The 22,192-nt window shown below is 25.8% G+C and carries 15 protein-coding genes; 2 read left to right on the top strand and 13 right to left on the bottom strand.

What is annotated here, in order from left to right; genetic code table 11:
- Nucleotides 1–22: 22 nt before the first annotated feature.
- Nucleotides 23–955 carry an LCP family protein gene (locus ABDZ60_RS05385; protein WP_343776685.1) on the bottom strand — a complete coding sequence of 311 codons (933 nt, stop codon included), beginning with the start codon at nt 953–955 and terminating at the stop codon, nt 23–25.
- 222 nt (nt 956–1,177) lie between these two features.
- Here ABDZ60_RS05385 and ABDZ60_RS05380 point away from each other — a divergent pair, with 222 nt between their 5' ends.
- Nucleotides 1,178–2,656 (top strand): transglutaminase domain-containing protein, encoded by a 1,479-nt coding sequence (locus ABDZ60_RS05380; protein WP_343776683.1) that lies wholly within the window; start codon nt 1,178–1,180, stop codon nt 2,654–2,656.
- Between the two features lie 235 nt (nt 2,657–2,891).
- Here the strand turns inward: ABDZ60_RS05380 and ABDZ60_RS05375 are convergent, their stop codons facing one another.
- The 4 genes from ABDZ60_RS05375 to ABDZ60_RS05360 form a co-directional block, all read right to left on the bottom strand.
- Nucleotides 2,892–6,512, bottom strand: a complete 3,621-nt coding sequence (locus ABDZ60_RS05375; RefSeq protein WP_343776681.1) for a hypothetical protein — start codon at nt 6,510–6,512, stop codon at nt 2,892–2,894.
- Between the two features lie 285 nt (nt 6,513–6,797).
- Entirely contained in the window at nt 6,798–8,750 is a 1,953-nt protein-coding gene (locus ABDZ60_RS05370; protein ID WP_343776679.1) for an immunoglobulin-like domain-containing protein, read from the bottom strand.
- 194 nt (nt 8,751–8,944) lie between these two features.
- Nucleotides 8,945–9,853 (bottom strand): cohesin domain-containing protein, encoded by a 909-nt coding sequence (locus tag ABDZ60_RS05365; RefSeq protein WP_343776677.1) that lies wholly within the window; start codon nt 9,851–9,853, stop codon nt 8,945–8,947.
- 80 nt (nt 9,854–9,933) lie between these two features.
- Nucleotides 9,934–11,814: a glucosaminidase domain-containing protein gene (locus ABDZ60_RS05360; protein WP_343776675.1), complete on the bottom strand. Its 1,881-nt coding sequence runs from the start codon at nt 11,812–11,814 to the stop codon at nt 9,934–9,936.
- Between the two features lie 466 nt (nt 11,815–12,280).
- On the opposite strand from ABDZ60_RS05360, the gene ABDZ60_RS05355 reads away from it, so the two are divergent.
- A complete protein-coding gene (locus tag ABDZ60_RS05355) occupies nt 12,281–13,237 on the top strand; it encodes a cohesin domain-containing protein (protein WP_343776673.1) in 957 nt (318 codons plus the stop codon).
- Between the two features lie 63 nt (nt 13,238–13,300).
- On the opposite strand, the gene ABDZ60_RS05350 is transcribed toward ABDZ60_RS05355, so the two are convergent.
- From ABDZ60_RS05350 to ABDZ60_RS05315, 8 genes are all read right to left on the bottom strand, one after another.
- A complete protein-coding gene (locus tag ABDZ60_RS05350; protein ID WP_343776671.1) occupies nt 13,301–13,966 on the bottom strand; it encodes a NeuD/PglB/VioB family sugar acetyltransferase in 666 nt (221 codons plus the stop codon).
- Nucleotides 13,967–15,118 carry an ATP-grasp domain-containing protein gene (locus ABDZ60_RS05345; protein ID WP_343776669.1) on the bottom strand — a complete coding sequence of 384 codons (1,152 nt, stop codon included), beginning with the start codon at nt 15,116–15,118 and terminating at the stop codon, nt 13,967–13,969.
- 141 nt (nt 15,119–15,259) lie between these two features.
- Complete coding sequence (rffA, locus tag ABDZ60_RS05340) at nt 15,260–16,393, bottom strand: dTDP-4-amino-4,6-dideoxygalactose transaminase (RefSeq protein WP_343776667.1); 1,134 nt, start codon at nt 16,391–16,393, stop codon at nt 15,260–15,262.
- Nucleotides 16,394–16,447: 54 nt separating this feature from the next.
- Entirely contained in the window at nt 16,448–17,497 is a 1,050-nt protein-coding gene (rfbB, locus tag ABDZ60_RS05335; protein WP_343776665.1) for a dTDP-glucose 4,6-dehydratase, read from the bottom strand.
- A 13-nt stretch (nt 17,498–17,510) separates the two neighbouring features.
- Nucleotides 17,511–18,380, bottom strand: coding sequence for a glucose-1-phosphate thymidylyltransferase RfbA (gene rfbA / locus ABDZ60_RS05330; RefSeq protein WP_343776663.1), 870 nt, complete (start codon nt 18,378–18,380; stop codon nt 17,511–17,513).
- A gap of 26 nt (nt 18,381–18,406) precedes the next feature.
- A complete protein-coding gene (locus ABDZ60_RS05325; RefSeq protein ID WP_343776661.1) occupies nt 18,407–19,465 on the bottom strand; it encodes a TDP-N-acetylfucosamine:lipid II N-acetylfucosaminyltransferase family protein in 1,059 nt (352 codons plus the stop codon).
- 16 nt (nt 19,466–19,481) lie between these two features.
- The gene (locus ABDZ60_RS05320; protein ID WP_343776659.1) at nt 19,482–20,903 is read right to left on the bottom strand and encodes an oligosaccharide flippase family protein; all 1,422 of its coding nucleotides are present in this window, start codon (nt 20,901–20,903) and stop codon (nt 19,482–19,484) included.
- Nucleotides 20,904–20,976: 73 nt separating this feature from the next.
- Nucleotides 20,977–22,182: a hypothetical protein gene (locus tag ABDZ60_RS05315; RefSeq protein ID WP_343776657.1), complete on the bottom strand. Its 1,206-nt coding sequence runs from the start codon at nt 22,180–22,182 to the stop codon at nt 20,977–20,979.
- Between the last annotated feature and the right edge of the window lie 10 nt (nt 22,183–22,192).

Below are 22,192 nucleotides of genomic sequence, written 5' to 3'. Positions count from 1 at the left end.
TTTTATCTATTCTATTTTTATCTTATTTATCATTAAATATATAATCTTTAATTGAATTTTTCACAGTTTCTAAATCAAAAGTTAAATAATAAATTCCATCTATAGTTTGTCCTTGACCTTGTTCATCTCTTGGGAATCTATCTTGCTTTAGCTCTTTTGAAGCTAATGTACTAAACTCAGTTCCTAATTTCAATAAATTATTTGAAGATATATTAGTTTGAACATATGGTAAAAACTCATTAACTAAATCTGGGTATTGAGTTAATGGAGTATTTTTTAATTTATTAAAAATGGCATTTATAACAGTTCTTTGTCTTTCTGTTCTCTTATAGTCTCCCCCTGTCGCATATCTAATTCTAGAATAAGCTAAAGCTTGACTGCCATTTAAAAGCTGATCACCTGAAGAGTTTACTCCAGAAATATGTGGAATTTCCTCTTCTGATATATTAATATTTACTCCACCTATTTTATCAATAATATTTACAAGAGAACTAAAGTTAACTATCATAACTTCACTTATGTTTAAATCAAAGTTTGTATTTAAAGTTTTTAGCGCTAATTCTGCTCCACCAAAGGCATAAGCATGATTTATCTTATCCATGCCATGTCCATCAATATTAACATAGGAATCTCTCATTATAGATGTAAGCTTTATCTTATTATGTACATTATCTAATGTTAAAATCATAATAGAGTCAGATCTTCCAACTAAATCATCATCTCTAGAATCTACACCTAGTAGAGCTATATTTCTTATTTCCTTAACTTCTTCTTTATCCTCAGTATTAAGACCTATATTATCAGTATTAACTTCTACATTTTCCACCTTATTCAGAGTTTTATTTATATAAATATACCCTCCTAAAGCTACTATTAATACAATTGCTAAAATAGCACTTATAGAATATATTAATATTTTTTTACCTTTTGATTTATTTCTTTTATTATTTTTCATAAAACTTTCTCCATTTAACATTTATTAAGATTTATTATAGTAATAATTTTATTATTATAATAACAATCATTTTATTAATTGTCTATAAAATTTCTTCTATTCATTATCACAAACTGTTATACACTTATAAATATCTTACTATCTATTAGTTGTCTTAATAATATTGCTAATTATACAATATTTATATATAATTTTTTTATACAACATATAGGGGGGATGGATTTGAATAAAACATTAAAGCTATTAAAATTATTTCTAAGCTCTTTATTATTATTTGCTTTAATATTTCCTTTTGAAAATATCTTTGCATCAACATTAGATTCTAACTCAAAAGACTTTAATAATACTAATAACTTAACTACTATTTCTTATTCAGAAGAAGATTACATTTCATCTAAGAAAACTTATAAAGAGATTTCTAACCAAACCTTTAAACAAAATATGAATTTGTTTAACTCGCTTACTTATAACTTAAATAATGAATACGAATTAAAGCAGTATATATATTCAGAATTAAAAAAATGCCAAACTAAAATAGATATATCAAGATTCTGTACAAGCTTAACTCCTAATGACGCTGATTATATTTTTAATACTTATTTTGATACTTTATATGAATATCCAGATATTTTTTATACTACAGATTCTGTTTCATTCACTTATTCTACAGATTCTAATAACTTTATCTCTTTTTGTGAATTACAAATTACCTATCCTTATGATAAAGACACACTTAATAAAGTTATTAATGATTTTTCATTAAAAGTTGCAGAAATAAATGATTTGTATTTGCAAGACATTTCTAATCCATTAGAATTAGAGTATGAAATTTATGATTACATAATAAACAATACTAAATATGATTATGAGAATCTACAAAGCAATACAGTGCCTTATATTTCTCATACTGCTTATGGTTCCTTAATAAATGGAATAGCCGTTTGTGATGGATATTCCAAAGCTGCAAAAGTATTATTTAATCTGGTTGGAATTGATTCTGGTATAATAGTTAGTTATGAAATGAATCATGCGTGGAATTACGTTAAGTTTGATAATCAATACTATCATCTAGATATTACTTGGGCTGACCCTTCCTTTGATACTGGTAAACATAATTATAGCTATTTTAACTTATCAGATGAAGAAATGAGTAAAGATCATATTTGGCCCAATATTTATCCAAACTGTACAAGTGATAAATTCTCCTTTTTGCGAAAAGATATTGGTTATAAATCCTTTAGGTTAAAAGATAAAATTTATTATGATAATTATGAAAATAAAATTAAATCTATAAGTATAAGTGGAGATGCATCAGAAGTAGTTCTTGAAAACACTCCATCTAATCATCTTATTGGATACAACAACACATTATATATAGCTCTTGGTAATGAAATTAAAAGTATTAATTTATCATCAAAAAAACTAGCTAGTTTTAGAAATACTAATTCTTTTATTAATAATTTAGACATACTTAACGGAATTTTATATATTGAAACCTACGATTCTGGAAATTTTCAATTTGATTTGAAAACTCCTGAGGATGTAAATTGTGATGGAATTGTTGATATTTTAGATTTATCGACATTAGGATTAAAATATAATGTTAAATCAACGGATTCTATTTGGAGAAGGCGATTTGATATAAATAAAGATAGCATAATTGACTTGTTCGACATTATATTTTTAACAAAAAAACTATAATTTATTAATAAAAAGTACTGATAATTATTAAACTTTACCCTTTGTCAAAAGCAGTTTAAAAATAGTAAAAAAGTTTAAAGGATGATTTCTGTATTAAACAGGAATCATCTTTTAAACTTTTTGATATATTATAAGATAAAACTTCACTTATATATTCATACAAAATGGTCGACAAATAAGGATTTTGATTATTTTTTAAAAATAGCTTTGAAAATAATTTATTAATATATTTGCTTTACTTACTATAGTTCATTGCTGCCTTTGCTAAGTCTGCTATATCAATTTTATTATTACTATTATCCAGATTTACTCTTGGATCAAAAGAGATATCTACGCCCTTTTCCTTATCTATATCTTTTGAGATATATACTAAATCAAATAAATCTACATATCCATCTAGATTTATATCTCCAACTAATATATTCTCATTATTGTTTATAACTATAGGAATATTATTAGAAACAATCTCTCCTAACGAATCATTTACTCCTCGTATTCTAATTATGCATTCTCCATTTAATGATTTAGGGATCACATTTTCAAAAGAGGTCACAACTGAATCTCCATGCATTAAATCTATCTTAATATTACTAAGATTATTATCTGCAAAATATGATTTTATTGCATCATTATCCTTAAAGTTATTTATTATACCTCTAATCCCTTCATTAACATTATACTCACTTTTATCTAATTTAATTTCATAAGATAAATTCCTCCATACAGGAATTACAACATTACTAGAACCTACCACAATATTCTTTTTATACTTTGAAAGTCCTAAACTGTAATTAACTATATCCATGGTAATATCATAAGAACCACTTGGTAAATATAATCCTTTTGATATATCTGAAACCTCGTTAAATTCAAATTTCTTTCCATTTCCATATGATAAGGTTAAATTATGTGTAGCTAATTTCCCTTTTGCACTACTTTCAACTGCTACCTTATTTAATGATGATTTATCAAAATCAATAAGCCTATACTCATAACCTGTCTTCTCAGCAATAAAGTTTTTACTTACTAAATATATCCCTGAATTATCTTCTATTAATGCCTCTATTGTGTAAACTTGTCCTTTAAGTAGCCTTAATTGAACTTCTGAATCCTCTGCAAGAATATTTTCTACTTTCAGTCCATCCTTTCCATAAACAGATACTCTTTTAGCATTAGCTATCTTATACCAAGATACCTCGTCATTATAAATACTATTAACATGTAGTTTTCCCTCTTTAACATATGCAGTCTCACTATTATCTTCTATAGAAACTATTTTCTTCCCATATTGTGAATAATATGAGACTTCAAAATAGTTATATCTATAGTCTTCTCCATTAATAATATTAGGATTTTGCAATATAACTGGACCAATACTATTATTAAAGCTAGCATCGACTTCTTTACTTCCTTTATATAACTTATATGAAGCCACATTTACACCAGTTTCATATATAACCTTATCTCTTGATATGATTTTTATATTATTTTGAGTTATTTTAATTGGATTATTGCTATCTTTATTAATAGCTAATTCTACAGTGTAGACACCTTCTTTAATGCCACTTGGCAATGAATTTATATTATTAGTTTCTCCACTATCATAGTTATTTCCTTTATATCTAATTGTGTAATTAATTGCTCCACTTAATTTGTTTCCATATTCATCATTAAAACTATTACTTTCAATTAAATTATTATTCTCATTTAAATATAATAGGTTATTTAGTTTAACATTATATGTTTTTTCACTTCCTATCATAATTCTTTTACCTTCATTACTGATGAAAGAGTCTTTAATTTCTATATTTTCACTTTCAGGCCCATTATCGTATTCCTTAATAATTGATGCTCTATTTATATAGAAAGTATTTGGTGATACAAAAATATTTTTATTAATATCAAGTGTATTAAATCCATAAGAATCGCTATCTAATGAATAATATAGTTCATCTACAGAATATTTAGATGACTTATATTTTACATTGACTGTTGCATTATTAGTTATACTAGATACTACATTACCTTTTCCTATCTTACTTGATGTAAGATATATATTATCCAAATTTTTGGATTCAACTACTAAGTCATAGTTATCTTCTTTCGCAAAATACTTAAAATATGGTTTTATTTCATCAAATTCTTTTTCAAAGCTATCTGTATTTGAGCCGTAATACGCATTGCTTTTCTTTATCAAGATAAACTTTATAGTATTTATATTCTTAAAGCTATTTTTATCTAAATTAACTGTATATCCAGTAAGAGAACTATCTATTATTTCCTTAGTATCTTTATTTAAGGAATAATCTTTATATATAACCCTATCCCCATTAGCATTAAATCCTTCAATAGAATACTTACGTGATGAACTATTAATTTCATCATTACTAATGTACAAATAACCATCAATTATTTTATATCTACCAACACCACCACTAACCAGGGGTTGTCCTAATGGATCTTTCGCTGGAATAATTTTATATTTTGATTCATCCAAAGTATATTTAATAGTATTAGATTCAAATATTCTTCCGTTAAAATCTATACTATAAAATACATCTATATTCTTACCAAATTCATTCAAATAATTATTTACTGTATAGTGTCCATTTCCACCATTAGTATATATCCTACTTTGTTCTTTGTTCTTTCCATCAACTATCTTATTAATGTATTTATCATTAATAAGATTAGAACCTACCAAATTTTCATACTTATCATATAAATATAAGTTGGCAGTAATTTTCATATTCTGAGTAAATAATAGACTATCTGAGGTTTCAGCTACTAATCTTAAAGGTTCTCCATATTTAATAGCATAGCTATCTGTATTAATTGCACTTGATAGCTTCTTTACATAATTATAACTTTCATAATCTTGAGAGTTATTATTAACTACTTGAAAGCTATAATTATCAAATATATTTTTACTTATATAATCCGAATTTTTTACTTCTAATGTAGCCCAACTACTACCTAATTTAATATAATTTACTTTATAGCCTTCATTATTTTCTATCAAAATTTGAGAAACATTATTATAATCCAAATTTATATTAGTTGTTTTATTATTAACGACTTGTACTAACATACGTTTATTAGAGTTATTGTAGTCCTTGCAATAAGCACCAATCAAAAATTCGCTTCCATCAATATAAATATTTTTATTATTATATTTCTCAAGAAAACTATTAATTGAAAAATTTTCAGAATAATCTTCACTAATAATATCCATATCATAATATTCTATTACACTTTTCTTTTTGGATATTTTAAAATTTAAGCTAAATTCTTTATTATTTGGTATAGAAATATTAAGCTTAGCCTTATTTAATGATGTTCCTTTAACTTCTACTGTTGAATTATCTATTTTTACATCACCATAAAGGACATATTCATCCTTGATTGTTCTACCAAAAACACTAAAATTATTTCCTTGTACTAAATAACTTTTATCTATATATGTAATTCCTTCTGTAATTGGTATTTCTATAGTATTACTTCCAGATCCACTTGTTATTATGAGCTTACCTGAGAATACATTATCTCCATTAGGAGCCTTTACACCTATTTTTAATATATTGCTAGAAGAACTTTCTGTTATAGCTACATATTTATTTGTATCAAATACATGCTCTTGTTTGTTTGATAATTCTCCTAAAGATATCGAACTATTTTCTCCAATGCTATTCTCTTCTAAAAACTCTGCATCTTGATATGATTTCATTTCTTCTTTAAAATCTTTTAATTCAGATAATGTAGTTGCTGATACCTTATAGTGCAAATTGGATAAAGTTATTGTAATTACAAATATATATGTAATAATTAAAGACATTATTTTCTTTCCTTTAGCCATTTATCCCCCTCCAAATATTATTATTCACTTTATAATTTTAATGTATTTGTAATATTTTATCAATATTTGTATTTTATAATAATTTTTGTATATTTATAATCATACTTTTTCCTTTAACCTAAAATAAGACTGCATCATACTGAATGACTCATCCAATATAATACAGTCTCAACTTTTGTTTATTTTTATAAGTTTATGAATATACTAAATAATATAAAAATATTATTATATTATTTTTCTTTATCTAATCAGTACACTTCTTATCAATAAAAGTAAATCAACAATCTATTTTATTCTTTTTGTACATAGTACTAAATCAAATATATCGATTATATTATCTTTGTTAAAGTCTAATCTAGAATTCCAATTTATTTCATCTTTCTTTTTATTGTATTTTAGTGAAACATCTGATAAATCTAAAATATCTACTATTCCATCATCATTTAAATCACATTTATCCTTAATATTGACTTCAATAGTCTTTTCAATATAATTTCCTGCCAAATCCTTTACTCCTAAAGTTATATTTTGTAGTCCTACTTGACTCCAGTTAGGTTCACTAACAAATTCAATATTAACTTGTCCTCTATTATCACTTGCATTTAAAAATTGAGATGCTTGGACTTTTTCATCTTCTATAATTGAATCTATTTTTATTCCATCTATAACTGGTAAAGTTTTATCAATAACAAAGCTAATTGCTTTATCTCCTTCTTCATTTGATCTTGCTTTTGTAATATCTTTAAGAGATATAGTGTATTCTCCCTCTTCATTTAAAATTCCATCATTAACATTATTATATTCTTGTCCACCTTTTACTATATTAAGAATCTTATCATCTATTCCAGAAATATTAACTTCAATGTCACTTTTAAAATATGATAGATTACCTACTGATTCAGTATCACAAACTGTAATCCATCTATAGTCTTCATATATATCTCCATTATTGCCTTTTACTAAATATTTAATTAAATATAGACCTTCTTTATTAATATCTACTTGTCCATAACATTCTAATTTATTTGTAAGGTCGCCTTCTAGGTTATTGAAAAAGTTTACTCCCTTAAGAGGACTAAATTCTTCACCTTTTTTAATTACTTTATTTTCTGTACCATTAAATGAAGACTTTACATTAAAATTATATTGTGTTTTATCTGAATTATTTAAAACTTTATAATTTTCCGCTTTATCAAATAAAGTTATATTAGAAATCCACCAATTGCCACTTTGCATATCTGATGGTATTTTATAATTTAACTCAAAGTTTCCTGTATTCTCATTATATTTAGGTTCTAAAAAGTTTATCATTCTACTTCCATTATATAAATCTACTTTACAATAAGAATTTGCATCAAAACCCGATTCCATATCTGATGCTTTTATTGTTATGCCTAAAGTATCTCCTTGCATAACTTCATTATTTAATATATTTACATTATCTATACTCGGAGCTGTATTATCATTAGCATAATTAATCACTTTAAAATTATATTTTGTTTGGTCTAAGTTATTTAAAAGTGTATAATTCCCTGCTTTATCATTTAAATAAATGGACCTTACCCACCAATTCCCATTTTGCACATCTGATGGTATCTTATAATTTAACTCATAGTTTCCTGTATTTGCGTTATATTTAGGTTCTAAAAAGTTTATCATTCTACTTCCATTATATAAACTTACTTCACAATAAGTATTTAAATCAAAACCTGAATCATCATCTGATACTTCTATTATTATACCTAAAGTATCTCCTGGTTTAGCTTCTTTATTTAATATATTTACATTATTTATACTTGGAGGTGTAACATCAGTAATATCACTAATTACATTAAAATTATATTTTTCTCTATCAGAATTTTTCAAAAGTACATGGTTATTTGCTTTATCATATAAAAAAACAGAGTTTATCCACCAATTCCCATTTTGCATATCTGATGGTATTTTATAATTTAGCTCAAAATATCCTGTATTTGCATTATATTTAGGCTTTAAATAGTTTATCTTTCTATTTCCATTATACAAATCTATTTCACAATAAGTATTCTCATCAAAACCAGACTCTGTATCGGATGCTTCTATTATTATATTTAAAGTATCTCCTGGTCTAACCTCTTCCTTATTTGATATTGTTATATTATTTATAACTGGCGGTGTAGTATCAGATTGTGCATAAGCTGGTAAAGTGTTCATAAAAACTATAATAATAATTAAAAAACAAAGTATTTTCTTTTTCAAGTTGATATCCCCCTATTAATTTCCTATATTTACTTTAATAAGATAATTTTACATTATTTTAATTAATACTTCCAGTTAAATAGAATAAAACCTTTTATAATCTTAAAATTCGTTCTATATTTTTATTGCATTATTTGATAAAACATTAAAACAAAAAAGTGATGATATTTATCTACCATCACTTTTTACTATTTTTAATTATCCTTATTTTTATTTTTCCTAAATTTGTAATAATAGTATCCTAATCCACCTAAACCGACTATAACTATTAGCACATATATTACATTAGCAATATTATTTTTAGATACTTCCATTTTACCATCATTATTATTTGAACTTTTATCTCTATTTTCTTTGTTATCTTCACTATTAGAGCTACTTTCTCCATTTGAATTGTTTTTATCATTAGATTTCCCATCATTTGAACTTTTATTATCACTAGATTGTAAATTATTACCTTCAGCATTACTTAAACTATTGCTTCCTGAATTACCACTATCACTAGTAAAGCTACTATTTCCATCTGCTCCACCATTGCCAGAAGTATTGTTACTTTCATTATTATTTGAACCATTATTAGATTCATTTGATGAGCCACTACTAGAATCATTCACTCCATTATATCCTAAGAACTTATAATCATAATTCCTAACAGTATCTCCATATCTTTGTACTAATTTTACTTTCATATTATCTTCATTAATTGATAATTTATCATCATTAAGTACTTTAGCTTTTATCTTTACTAATGTTCCTGATTCACTTAAACCATCCAAATCTCCTAAAAAAGTAAATGAATAAGATGCAGTATTGCCATTTTTATTGGTTTCTCCCCCAAGTTCCATTATATTATCTATATGTTTTGTAACATATTCCGTAGAATTAATACTTTCTACCTTTAATTGATTTGTATTATATATGAAATCTATAGATGCAGCATATAATTTATCAACATCGCTTAAATTAACAAAAATTTCAATATTAGAATCCTTTTTAATTTCTCCTATTACCTTAGCCTCTACAGATGTATTATTTGCTGCAAAAACTTTAACTGGGGTTATTAATATAAATAACAACAATAGCATTGTTATTATCTTCTTCATCTTTCACCATTCCCTCATTTTAATTATAATGTTTTGATTTATTCTTAAAGAAATATTTTCAATGTTATATTAATTATATTTTATAAAATCCCTTTAGATATATATATCATATCAAACAAATCAATTATTGAATCTTGATTTATATCTATTTCAGGATAAAAGTTATTTGTTTTGTTATAATTTAGTGCTACTAATGACAAATCAGCTATATCAACCTTTCCATCCTTATTAGTATCTAATTTACTATACCCAGGTATGAAAGCAGTTTCTTGATTATTTACAAACTTTATATTTGCATCATTTATAAATCCATTACTATTCCAATCATAATACCCACTATAGATACCCTCATTAATATTAGTTGTTCTATCTGCAAAAATTTGATATCGTCCTGAACCATTTTTATAACTAAATTTTAAAGCTACTATGTTTCCAGCGTATCCACCATATCCACTAACTGTTGGATTTATATTGTATAATACTTCTCCAGTACTTGATAAAACCTCATTAGCTCCAGTATATAATGCAAGCTTATATCCATTATAATCCTTTAGGTTATTAATATCATTGCCAGATAATTGTAAATCTATAGTAAGGGCATGTTGTGCAGCTTTTTCACCCCAAAATGGATCAGATGCATATTTTACATTTGCTCCCAAATACTTATTTCCTAAATATCCCCCATAGTATCTCCAATCTGCAGGGTCTGCATACCCCCTAGATATATAGTTCTTAGAAAACTCTATTACACTATCTCCTGGAGTATTAAATACATCTGCTGCTTCTGACGCATTTGAATCTACTGCATTAATTCCAAAAAGGTTATTTTTCTCTTGAGCAATCCAAGAGTTTCCCCAATTTGATTCATTTATAGCAATTGCTAATGCTAATACAGGATTTACACCATATTTATTTTGAGAATCAATTAATGCTCCGCCTATTCCTCTTAACTTACTTGTTGCTTCTGTGTTATTCTCTATAAATGAATTAATATTTTCTGCAGTATAGCTTGTTCTAGTTCTAAATGGTAAATATCCATAATAATTATAATGTGGCTTATTATAATTTACCGCATTACTGTTATTACCACTTTTTAAGTCGTTAATAAGTTTATTTAATCCATCAACTCTACTTGAGCCACTATAAAAAAATATTCCATCATAACTATAGTACTCAACTCCAGGTACTAAATAATCAGGTGCTACTCCTATTCTTATTGAGTATCCATTGTTATCATTTAAATCAGTCATATTAAAAGATATATAATGATATAAAAAACCATTTTTCACTAAATAGCAACTTGGATTTGTTACTTGATTTATTGGTACAACCACTAAATCATAATTTCCAGATGCAGAATCCTTATTTATCCACCCTGAATAACCATTCACTTGTATTTTAGCAGATTTTCCAGCATCCTCTATAATTGGCACATCATCTATATATCCTTGATTTATATAAGTATATGCCCTACTTAATGATGAGTCTGAATATATATATGTTACTTCTTGAATACCTTGAATAGGAACTCCACCTCTATGATTCCAAACCCTCCCCATAGAATTAGTTGAATAGATAACTTGTCCATCACTGTTTATTATTGATGGAATTACTGAATTATCACTATATACCTTTTTCAACTCCATTACTCCTGATATTGCTTCATTAAAATCATTTGTATCCTCTATATATTCATATGTCCCATCACTATGAGCTAATGTGACTTCATAATTTGATTCAGTTTTTGTCTTTAATACTTTATAATTACTAATAGCATCTATTTTTTCAATTACTTCTTCACTATAATCTTTAGTATCTTTATAAATATACGGCATTAAGTCCTTTGCACTTGCTTCTTCGTAAATTTCACCTTCGATTGGTTTTCCTTTAACTACGGCTTGTACAGGTATTTCTGTAAAAATAAGTAATACAAAAGTTAAGCATAATAAAAATTTCTTCATAGTATAATCTCCTTTTTTAAACTTTAGCTTAAACCTTAACTCTTTTATATAAGTTACTTAATACTAATTATTTTATATATTATAAAATAGTTAAATACTTTATTATAATATTAAATATTTATTGTAACTTATACAATATAATTTGATTATATACTATTAATGTGATTTTTCATAAACCTTTTTATAAAAATGTTTATGAATGTAAGAAAAATTATTAATTCTGTTATTATATTTTAAAGCTACTAAACTTAACTTTAAAATGTCAATAACTCCATCTTCATTTATATATAGAAGCCTCTCCAATAGCATAGTATTTTCCATAATAAGCCCATTATAATTATATCTCTCCCATTAACTATAATTATAGCTTCTTCAATCATCCAATTTATTTACATAATATTTAATTTATAGTAGAATTATATAGAAAACTAATTTTAAATTTTTTAAACTAGGGGGGGATTTAATATTGAAGAATAAATTTAATTTGTATAAAAATAAAATTTCGCTATTTTTATCTATTTTATTTTTATTTCAAGTAGTATTATTTAATACAAATAATACTGTATTTGCTGCCACTACACCTTCGGTTTCATATACTGTAACTGGAGAAACTAGAATAGGAAATACTATTGAAATAGCTGTAAATATATCAAATGTAACTGATTTATATGGTGGCTCTATTGATTTCGTTTATGATACAAGTTTATTAGAAATTCAAAGTGTTACTAAAGGTAATATATTTGGAAGCAATGAAGTTCTTACTCCTTTAGGAGCTAATGGTAAAATAGAAAGCGGACAAGCTTCTTTTGCTGTTTCAATGAAAGGAATTAAACCAGGGGTAACTACTAATAACGGTACTTTAGCCATTATAAAAGCAAAGATTTTAAAGGAAGGAACAGTTAACTTAAAGACAACTAGTGATAACTCTTCTTTAAGCTTAAGTGGATTTACTACAAGAGTTAAATTAAGTTCATCTTTGCCTTCAAAAATAGACTATAGTACTGAAGATAAAATTATTACTCTAAATAATACTATTCCTCTTACGGCTGGTAAATATGAAGAAACTAATACTAATATTTCTTATATTGGATCATGGAATCCTCAAAACCACAGTTCTTACTCTGGTGGTTCTGCTATGCTTTCTAATAAGCCTGGCGATTCTATCACATTCCAGTTTAATGGTACTGGTATAAAGCTTTATTCTTATGCTTCTTCTATTTGTGGTATCTCTAAGATTACTATTGATAATGAGGTTTTCACTATCGATAATTTTTCAAGCATAGCTACACCTAATAAATTAATTGTTGATAAGAAGGGCCTTACTTATGGTAATCATACTGTTACTATTGAAGTTTCTAATACGAAGAATCCAGCTTCCAGAGACTATAATTTTGTTCTAGATAAATTTGAGATTATTAATTAAACAAAAAATGAAAGTATATTTAAATCAATTTAAATATACTTTCATTTTTATTTAAAATTATTTCTATGTTATTTCTATGCCTACATTAGAATCTATTTCCCTTAACTTCTTCGCTGGTACCCCTGTGTATAATCCTAATTTCTCAGTGCTTTTTATAATTAAGCTTCCTGCACCTATTAATGACTCATCTTCAATTGTTAAATTATTTATTATAGTTGAACCTATTCCTATAAAACATCCTGTTTTTATTTTTGTAAATCCAGCTATATTATTTCCAATTGATATAATATTATTATCTCCTAAAGTACTATCATGTCCAATAACTGTATTGCTATAAATAATATTATTACTCCCTATTCTTACATTAGGCTCTATAACAACATTAGATAAAATCAGGTTATTACTACCTATATTTATAGGATTGTTTATAATCACACTTTCATGGATATAGTTTATAAAGTCATATCCTTTTGATTTAATGTCATTATATATCTTATTTCTAATTCTCATATTTTTATATCCAATAGCAGTTATAAACTTATATCTTTTAGCTGGAAACTTAGACTCTATATCCTCAAATGGTATTATATCTTTTCCCTCTAAGTATTTACTATTTATATATTTCTTATCTACAGTAAAACAAATAACATTAAATTTCTTACTAGCATTTAAATAATGATAAACTTGTTTTGCTAAATCTCCACATCCAAATATTATTACATCTATCATTTATAATTCTTCTCCTAACAATATACCCTCAACCTCTAAATATTCATAATATGTATCAAATTGAAATAATATATATCCATATCTGTTAGAACTATCTGTTACCTTTGTAAATACCTTATCTATAGGTAGGAACTTCTCAATAATATATTTGTTTATATGCCCGTAATTTTCTATAATATTATTTAAATCTTTCTTTGTAAAAATAAAATAAACAAAAGAATATTTATTATATTTCTTTTTAACATTGCTAACCTTTCCTAATGCCTTATTAAGTACAACTTTAGTAAAATCAACTCCTGTAGATAACCTTACCAAATCACTTCCTATGAAATCTCCACCCATTCTCGCCCCTATTTCTATAATAAATATTTCGTCTCTATCAACTTTTATCTCAACATGAGATGCTCCGTTACAAATTTCTAATGCATTTAATCCATTAATTGCGATTTCTATAGCTCTTGATAGAATTTCTTCTTTTATTCTTCCAGGTTGAAGATGAGCTTTCTCTATAAAATTTGGTGCTCCTGTAGTGAATTTTTCTGTTATTTGTAAAAATGTATGATTGCCATTGTCACTAAAGAACTCCATACTATATTCTTTGCCTTCAATAAACTCTTCTACAATTACTTCCTTACAAAAAGATTCATTCTGAGCCTTATTAATTGCTTCATCTAACTCATTGATATTATTAATTTTATTTACACCTCTACTACCTGATCTATCAGTTGGCTTTGCTATCAATGGGGTTCTCATGTTATTAATTTCACTATTATCAAATGATGCTCTAACTTTATTAAATTTAGGACAAGGAACTCCATTCCTAGATAATACTTTTCTCATTTCATATTTATCAGTAGAAACTTTTGTACAAAATAGTGAATTGCCCACAAGATTTAATTTTGCTGCAATATAGTTAACTGTTAGTATCGCTAAATCTGAGCCAATTGATAATACTGCATCAATTCCTATTTCTATACACTTTTTTAGGATTCTTTCTTTCTCTGTAATACTTATATTGTAAAAGAAATCACAATATACCTTCCCTACAGCACCATCCTCCCAAGCAAAAACATGAGTCTCTATATTATTCTCTTTACATTTTAATATTAATTTAGCTTGATATTCATTTGCTCCAATTATCGCTATCTTCATTTATAATCCTCCGGATCATTTTACTTTTAATCTTATCTTAATATAATCAAATTATTTATTATAACATATCCACATTATATTAAGAAATCATTAAAATTATTTCAATAGAATCATATAATCATTTCAAGTTAATTTATTTATTTATTTAATAAAAAAGCTGTTAATCTTTTCTATTATATATTGAACTTGCTCTTCTTCCAAACCATAATACATAGGTAGCCTCAATAACCTTTCACTTTCCATAGTAGTATATTTATCCTCTCCGTGAAACACTCCAAATTCTAAACCTGCTTTTGATGAGTGAAGTGGTACATAATGAAAAGCCGTAGATATATTTCTATCTTTTAAATAATTTATTAATTTACTTCTTTCTTCTAAATTTTTAACTTTTATATAGAACATATGTGCATTATGTTCACATTCACTTGGAATATATGGTAATTCAATTATACCTTTATTCTCTAAATCTTTTAACCCTTTATAGTATAAATTCCAACTACTTATTCTATCTTTATTTATCTTTTCTGCTTCTTCTAATTGAGCATATAAATATGCTGCATTAAGCTCACTTGGTAAAAATGATGATCCAATATCTACCCATGAATATTTATCAACCTGTCCTCTAAAGAATTTACTTCTATCAGTACCTTTTTCTCTTATAATTTCAGCTCTTTCAATAAAATTTTTATTTTTAATTAAAATGGCTCCACCTTCACCCATACTATAGTTTTTTGTTTCATGAAAACTATAACATCCAATATCTCCAATTGTTCCTAATGCTTTCCCCTTATAGGTAGACATTACTCCTTGAGCAGCATCTTCAATAACATATAAATTATACTTTTTTGCAATATCCATTATCTTATCCATTTTACAGGAAACCCCTGCATAGTGAACTGGAATTATAGCTTTTGTTTTTTCTGTTATAGCATCTTCAATTAAATTTTCATCTATATTCATTGTATCTGGTCTTATATCTACAAACACAATCTTAGCACCCCTCAGAACAAATGCATTTACAGTAGAAACAAATGTATATGATGGAGCTATGATTTCATCTCCAGGCTTTATATCACATAATATAGCAGCCATTTCTAAAGCATGTGTACATGATGTAGTTAATAAGGTTTTAAGAATATTAAATTCATTTTGAAACCATTCATTACACTTCTTAGTAAAATTACCATCTCCACACAACTTTTTATATTCTTTAATTGCTTTACATATATATTCTTCTTCTTTTCCAACAAAAGGTGGAATGTTAAAACTTATCATATCAAATCCCCAATCTATAATATATTCTTCTATTTAATATCTATGATAAATAAACTATTTATACATTTCATTATAATATTTTAAATAATCTCCTGAAGTAACATTATTCATCCATTCTTTATTATCTAAATACCATTTGATTGTCTTAACTATTCCTACTTCAAAAGTAGTTTCAGGATACCATCCAAGTTCTTCCTTTATCTTGCTTGGATCTATTCCATATCTTCGATCATGGCCTTTTCTATCTTCAACAAACTTTTTTAAATTTTCAGTTACCCTACTCTCTACATTTTCATTGATATATTTAATAACTGTATCAACTATTTGAAGGTTTGTTCTTTCATTATGTCCACCAACGTTATAAACCTCTCCAAGTTTTCCATTATTAATAACCATATCTATGGCTTTAGCATGATCTTCAACATATAACCAGTCTCTTATATTTAATCCATCCCCATAAATAGGTAAGTCCTTTAAATTTAAGCAGTTATTTATTAAAAGTGGTATTAATTTTTCAGGAAATTGGAATGGTCCATAGTTATTAGAACATCTTGTTATGTTAACTGGCATTTTATAAGTATCTGCATATGACTTAACCATCATATCTGACCCTGCCTTACTTGCTGAATATGGGCTGTGTGGATCTAATGGTGTTGTTTCCATAAAATATCCTGTTTCTCCAAGCGAACCATATACTTCATCAGTTGACACGTGTAAGAACTTAACCCCTGTTTTCCATCCTTCTTCTGTTTCCCAAGCATTTTTTGCACAGTTTAATAACTTAACTGTTCCAAGTACATTGGTTTTAGCAAAAATCTCTGGTTCCTTTATACTTCTATCAACATGAGATTCTGCTGCAAAGTGAGCTACATAGTCTATTTCATATTTTTCAAACAATGAAGATACTAAATCAGCATCACATATATCACCTTGAACAAATATATGTCTTGAATCATTTTCAATACTCTTTAAATTTTCTAAGTTCCCTGCGTAAGTTAATTTATCTAAGTTTATAATTCTTATATTTTCATATTTATTAAGCATGTATAAAACAAAATTAGAGCCTATAAATCCTGCTCCACCAGTTACTAAATAAGTCTTCATCCAATCACCTACTTTAATCCTCATTAATAATATCAATCAAATATTTTCCATATCCAGTTTTCATTAATGGTTCTGCTAATTCTCTAACTTGATCTCTTGATATCCATCCCTTTCTATATGATATTTCCTCTAAACAAGCTATGTAAGTTCCTTGTGTATTTTGAATTACTTCAACAAAGTTAGATGCTTGTAACATAGATGAATGAGTCCCCGTATCTAACCATGCCATTCCACGACCAAATATTTCTACTTTTAACTTATTTTCATGCATATACAATCTATTTAAATCAGTTATTTCTAATTCACCTCTTTCAGAAGGTTTTAAATGCTTAACCCTGTTAACAACAGTATTATCATAAAAATATAACCCTGGAACTGCATATTTAGATTTAGGTTTTAATGGCTTTTCTTCTAATGAAATAACATTTCTATTTTCATCAAACTCAACTACTCCAAAGGCTCTAGGATCTTGAACATACTGTCCAAAAACTACAGCTCCTTCCTTTAATTTAGCAGCTCTTTCTAAATATCCAACCAATCCTTGTCCGTAAAATATATTATCCCCTAAAATCATGGTAACATTATCTTTTCCAATGAAGTCCTCACCAATTAAAAAAGCTTCGGCTAGACCATTTGGTGATTCTTGAATTGCATATTCTATTCTCAATCCTAATTCTGAACCATCTTTAAATAGCTCTTTAAAACTAATAATATCTCTTGGTGTAGATATTATTAATATCTCTCTAATACCAGCTAACATAAGAACTGACATTGGATAATAAATCATAGGCTTATCATAAATAGGCACCATTTGTTTTGACATTGCTTTAGTAACAGGATAAAGTCTAGTCCCTGATCCACCTGCTAATATTATTCCTTTCATAATTTACACCTCTATATTTTTATAATTTAGTTTTTAAATATTTCTTGCAAGTCCAATATTAATTTCTCTTTTGAAAAATACTTTTTTACACTTTCAATATTTTTCACATTATCATTTAAATCTAAAGGAGTTAATAAGTCATTAGAACTTGTAGTTGCATCAAATACTGTCAAATCGTGAGCCTTGCAAAACTCCCATGTAGTTATATCACTTCTTATATAAACCTTTTTACCAAATCCAAGTAAAGAAGTTATATTACCCACCGCTTGCTGTCTTTTATGGTTAAATATTGCTACATCTATTTTACTTAATATCTCTAAATATTCCTCACTATTCATAAAATTTAATAATGGACTAAATTTATTACCAAATATTCTTTTACCTTCATTTATAACTTTATTTTTATAATCTTCATCTCCATAAGATAATGGACAAATTATTTTTATATTTTTATCTAAATAATTTTCTAACTTTTTAAAGATATCCAAGTGGTTATTAGTGGGATCTGCAGAATTTCCTATTTGTATATAAATTGTCCCATTATTATTTATATTACTTTTAGGTAAATTATAATCGTTATAAAGATTGCTTGGATACATAAATGAATAAACATACTTTCCTTTTGCTCCGTACCATTCTTTAGCTAACTCATAGTCTCCTTTTATATGAGTTATCAATCCACCTAAATTGCTTATTATTCTTCTTCTAATAACTTCATTTAAATCAGATTTTAAATTTTTATTTCTTATTTTATATAAATATAAGTCTGCACCCCAAATAACCCAATTACTTTTTTTTAGTGTAGTTTTACTAATTAATAAATAATACTTAAGCCAATTAGGAATAAATAATGAGTGTATGATAACTTTATCTGCCTTATTTATATATTTAATAACTTCTATTATATTGTTTTTATTATCTCTATTGACATATATTATATTGTTATATTGTTCTACTTCATATTTTTTATAGTTATCATTTTTACCATGTACTATAAATAAATGCTCATTTACATTAAAAGTGCTATTTATAAATTTAATAAATGGAACAGTAAACTTTTCCTGTGGAAATAAATGTACTACCATATTTACCTCTCTAAACTTATTTCTTTATCTTATTTTTAGCTATATCTATTAGTTCTAAAAATACATCTTTATATAAAAACATCACTATAATTATGTTGATAAAAGTTAAAATTACTACACCTATATTAAATCTATAGAAACTTGAATATGTGGCTAATATATATACTGCTATAGTTGATATAGCAAATTTTTTTAAGTCATAATTAACATTATAAAGTTTTCTTGAAAAATATGTTCTTAACATAAAGAATATTATATATGAGAATCCTGTTGATATTGCTGCTCCAGTAGCTCCAAATTTAGATACAAGGAGTAAATTTCCTATTAAATTTGTTAGTGCTGATATTGCTGCTACATATATATGTTTCTTAGGCTGCTTTTTAAAATTAATACCTATTACTGTAGTTTCTGATATTGTGTACATTATAGGCATAAACACTAAATAAGGAAAAATAAAGACAGCTTCTCTATATTTAGACCCTAGTAATAAAACTATTATATCTTTACAAGAAATAAGCCCAATTGCAATAACTAACATTCCAACTGTTACTATTTTATTTATCTTTTGAAAGAATTCTTTATCATCTGGATTTTCCGAATATTTCTCAAATGCTACTGGTGTCCAAAAAGTAGTAAATGTAGCTTGTACAGCATTTAGCAATGCAATTATAGTCATAGCTCCATTATATAACCCTACTTGCTCATATCCTGAAAACTCTTTAATTGTTATCCTATCTATTGATTGGAATATCCAAGTTACTGCCATAGAAAATACTAGTGGTAAACCATACTTTATAATTTCTTTTCTTGATGTATTTAATTTAGTTATACCCACACTCGTCCACTCTTTATTTTCTATTGCAACAGCTAAGAATGTTATTAATGCATTTGTTAATACTATTGCTAATGTTAATGTCATATAATTATTTTTATAAACAAAAAATATTGCAATAACAAATAACAAATTAGCTATTTTCATTATTATATTAAGTAAAGAATATAATTTAGCCTTTTGCTTCATTCTAATCTGAAGTAAGGCAAATCTTGAAATTATACTTAATAATAAGTTTATTACTAATAATACTGTAACCGCAAATGATTCTTGCTGAACTATATATATTGATATAGGTTTATAAAAAACTATAATTAAAACTCCTATAAATAAATTTATTATTAAAGGTAGCTTAATACAATTCCTTAAAAGCTTTCCTCTATTCTCCTTTTCTTCATCATAATAATATCTAACATACGCTTGATCTAATCCCAGAATTCCTATTATTAATAATAAGTTTGTAACAGTATTAAACATACCAAATTTTCCATTTTCCTCCGGACTTATCATTCTAGTTATTATTGGAGATGATATAAAACCTAACATTAAAGTTACTATACTGCCTATTCCAAACTCCATAAATTTTTTTAACAAATTATTATTCATAAAGATTATTCTCCTAATCCTCCCCTTATTCTGAAATTAATTTTAAAAGTACACTATGATGCTTAAAGCTCTACTAAATAATTCTATTATTCTTATGCTCGGAATCAATATCTCTATCAATTAAAAATAATAGAAGGCAAAATGGAGTGAAAAATACCCTCCCTTGAAATAAATTTGTAGTAATACCTCCAATAATTACAACTAACAACAACTCTAAAACTAATCTGTTTTTACTTAATTTATTACTCTTATATATACTATATAAAAGCAAACAATATCCAATTAATCCAAATATTCCATACGATATTAACATATATAAATAAGAATTATCAAAAGTTGATAAAAATCCTTCTGTACCAGCACCTATAGAAAACAAGTTTCCAAAAGGCTTAAAAAAATTAAAATCTTTAATTAATTCTATCCAATTGATCCACCTAATAAATAAAGTACTATAAAATCCTTCAATAAATCGTGGAATTATTACTAATATTATCATAAATGCTATAGTTGATACTCCCATAATTATAAACTTTATCCTCTTCTTACTACTTCTAATTATTAGTCTAAATATATCTATAATTAACAATATCAATACTGTTTTATTCGTACTTAAAATTATATTACCACTACATAAATAAAGTAAAATTTTCTTTCTTTTTATTGCAGATCCTCTTATAAAAAAATAACTTAAAATATTATAATACGCAAATAATGTACTATCTCCCGCTAAGGATGGTACTCTTAGCATGCCATTAGTTGACCATATCTTTATTCCTGTATATATATCTATTCCATAAAACTGATGTCCAGCATAAAACTGTGAAGTCCATTCCCAACCTAAAATTCTTTGACTTATACCCAAAATAAAACCTAAAACAACTTGAAATGATAAAATAATACAAATATTTTTATATATTTTTTTCTTATTATATTCATCAATATTAATCTCATTTAATAAAGTTAATAGTACAAATGGAAAGTATATATCTCTTAATACAAACAAAAAATTCCTCATGTTTTCTAAGAAGATTAAGTTAATTAAAAATATAATACTTACATAAGAAAATAAACCCCGTGTAAAATACTTACCTTTTATTCTAAATCCCTCTTTTAAAATTATTATCATACTAATTATCATAATTACTAATATAACACAATCTGGTAAAATTGACTTTATAATAAGCAAATTTTCACTAGCTGATACTAGTTTTACAAAAATGCCACTGAATGTAACTAAAATAATATATATATATATTAAATATTCTAAAATCTTTTTCATAGGATGTCTC

Source organism: Clostridium sartagoforme, from assembly GCF_039521405.1.
Lineage (GTDB): Bacteria > Bacillota > Clostridia > Clostridiales > Clostridiaceae > Clostridium > Clostridium sartagoforme.
This window is presented reverse-complemented; position numbering and strand designations above follow the sequence as displayed.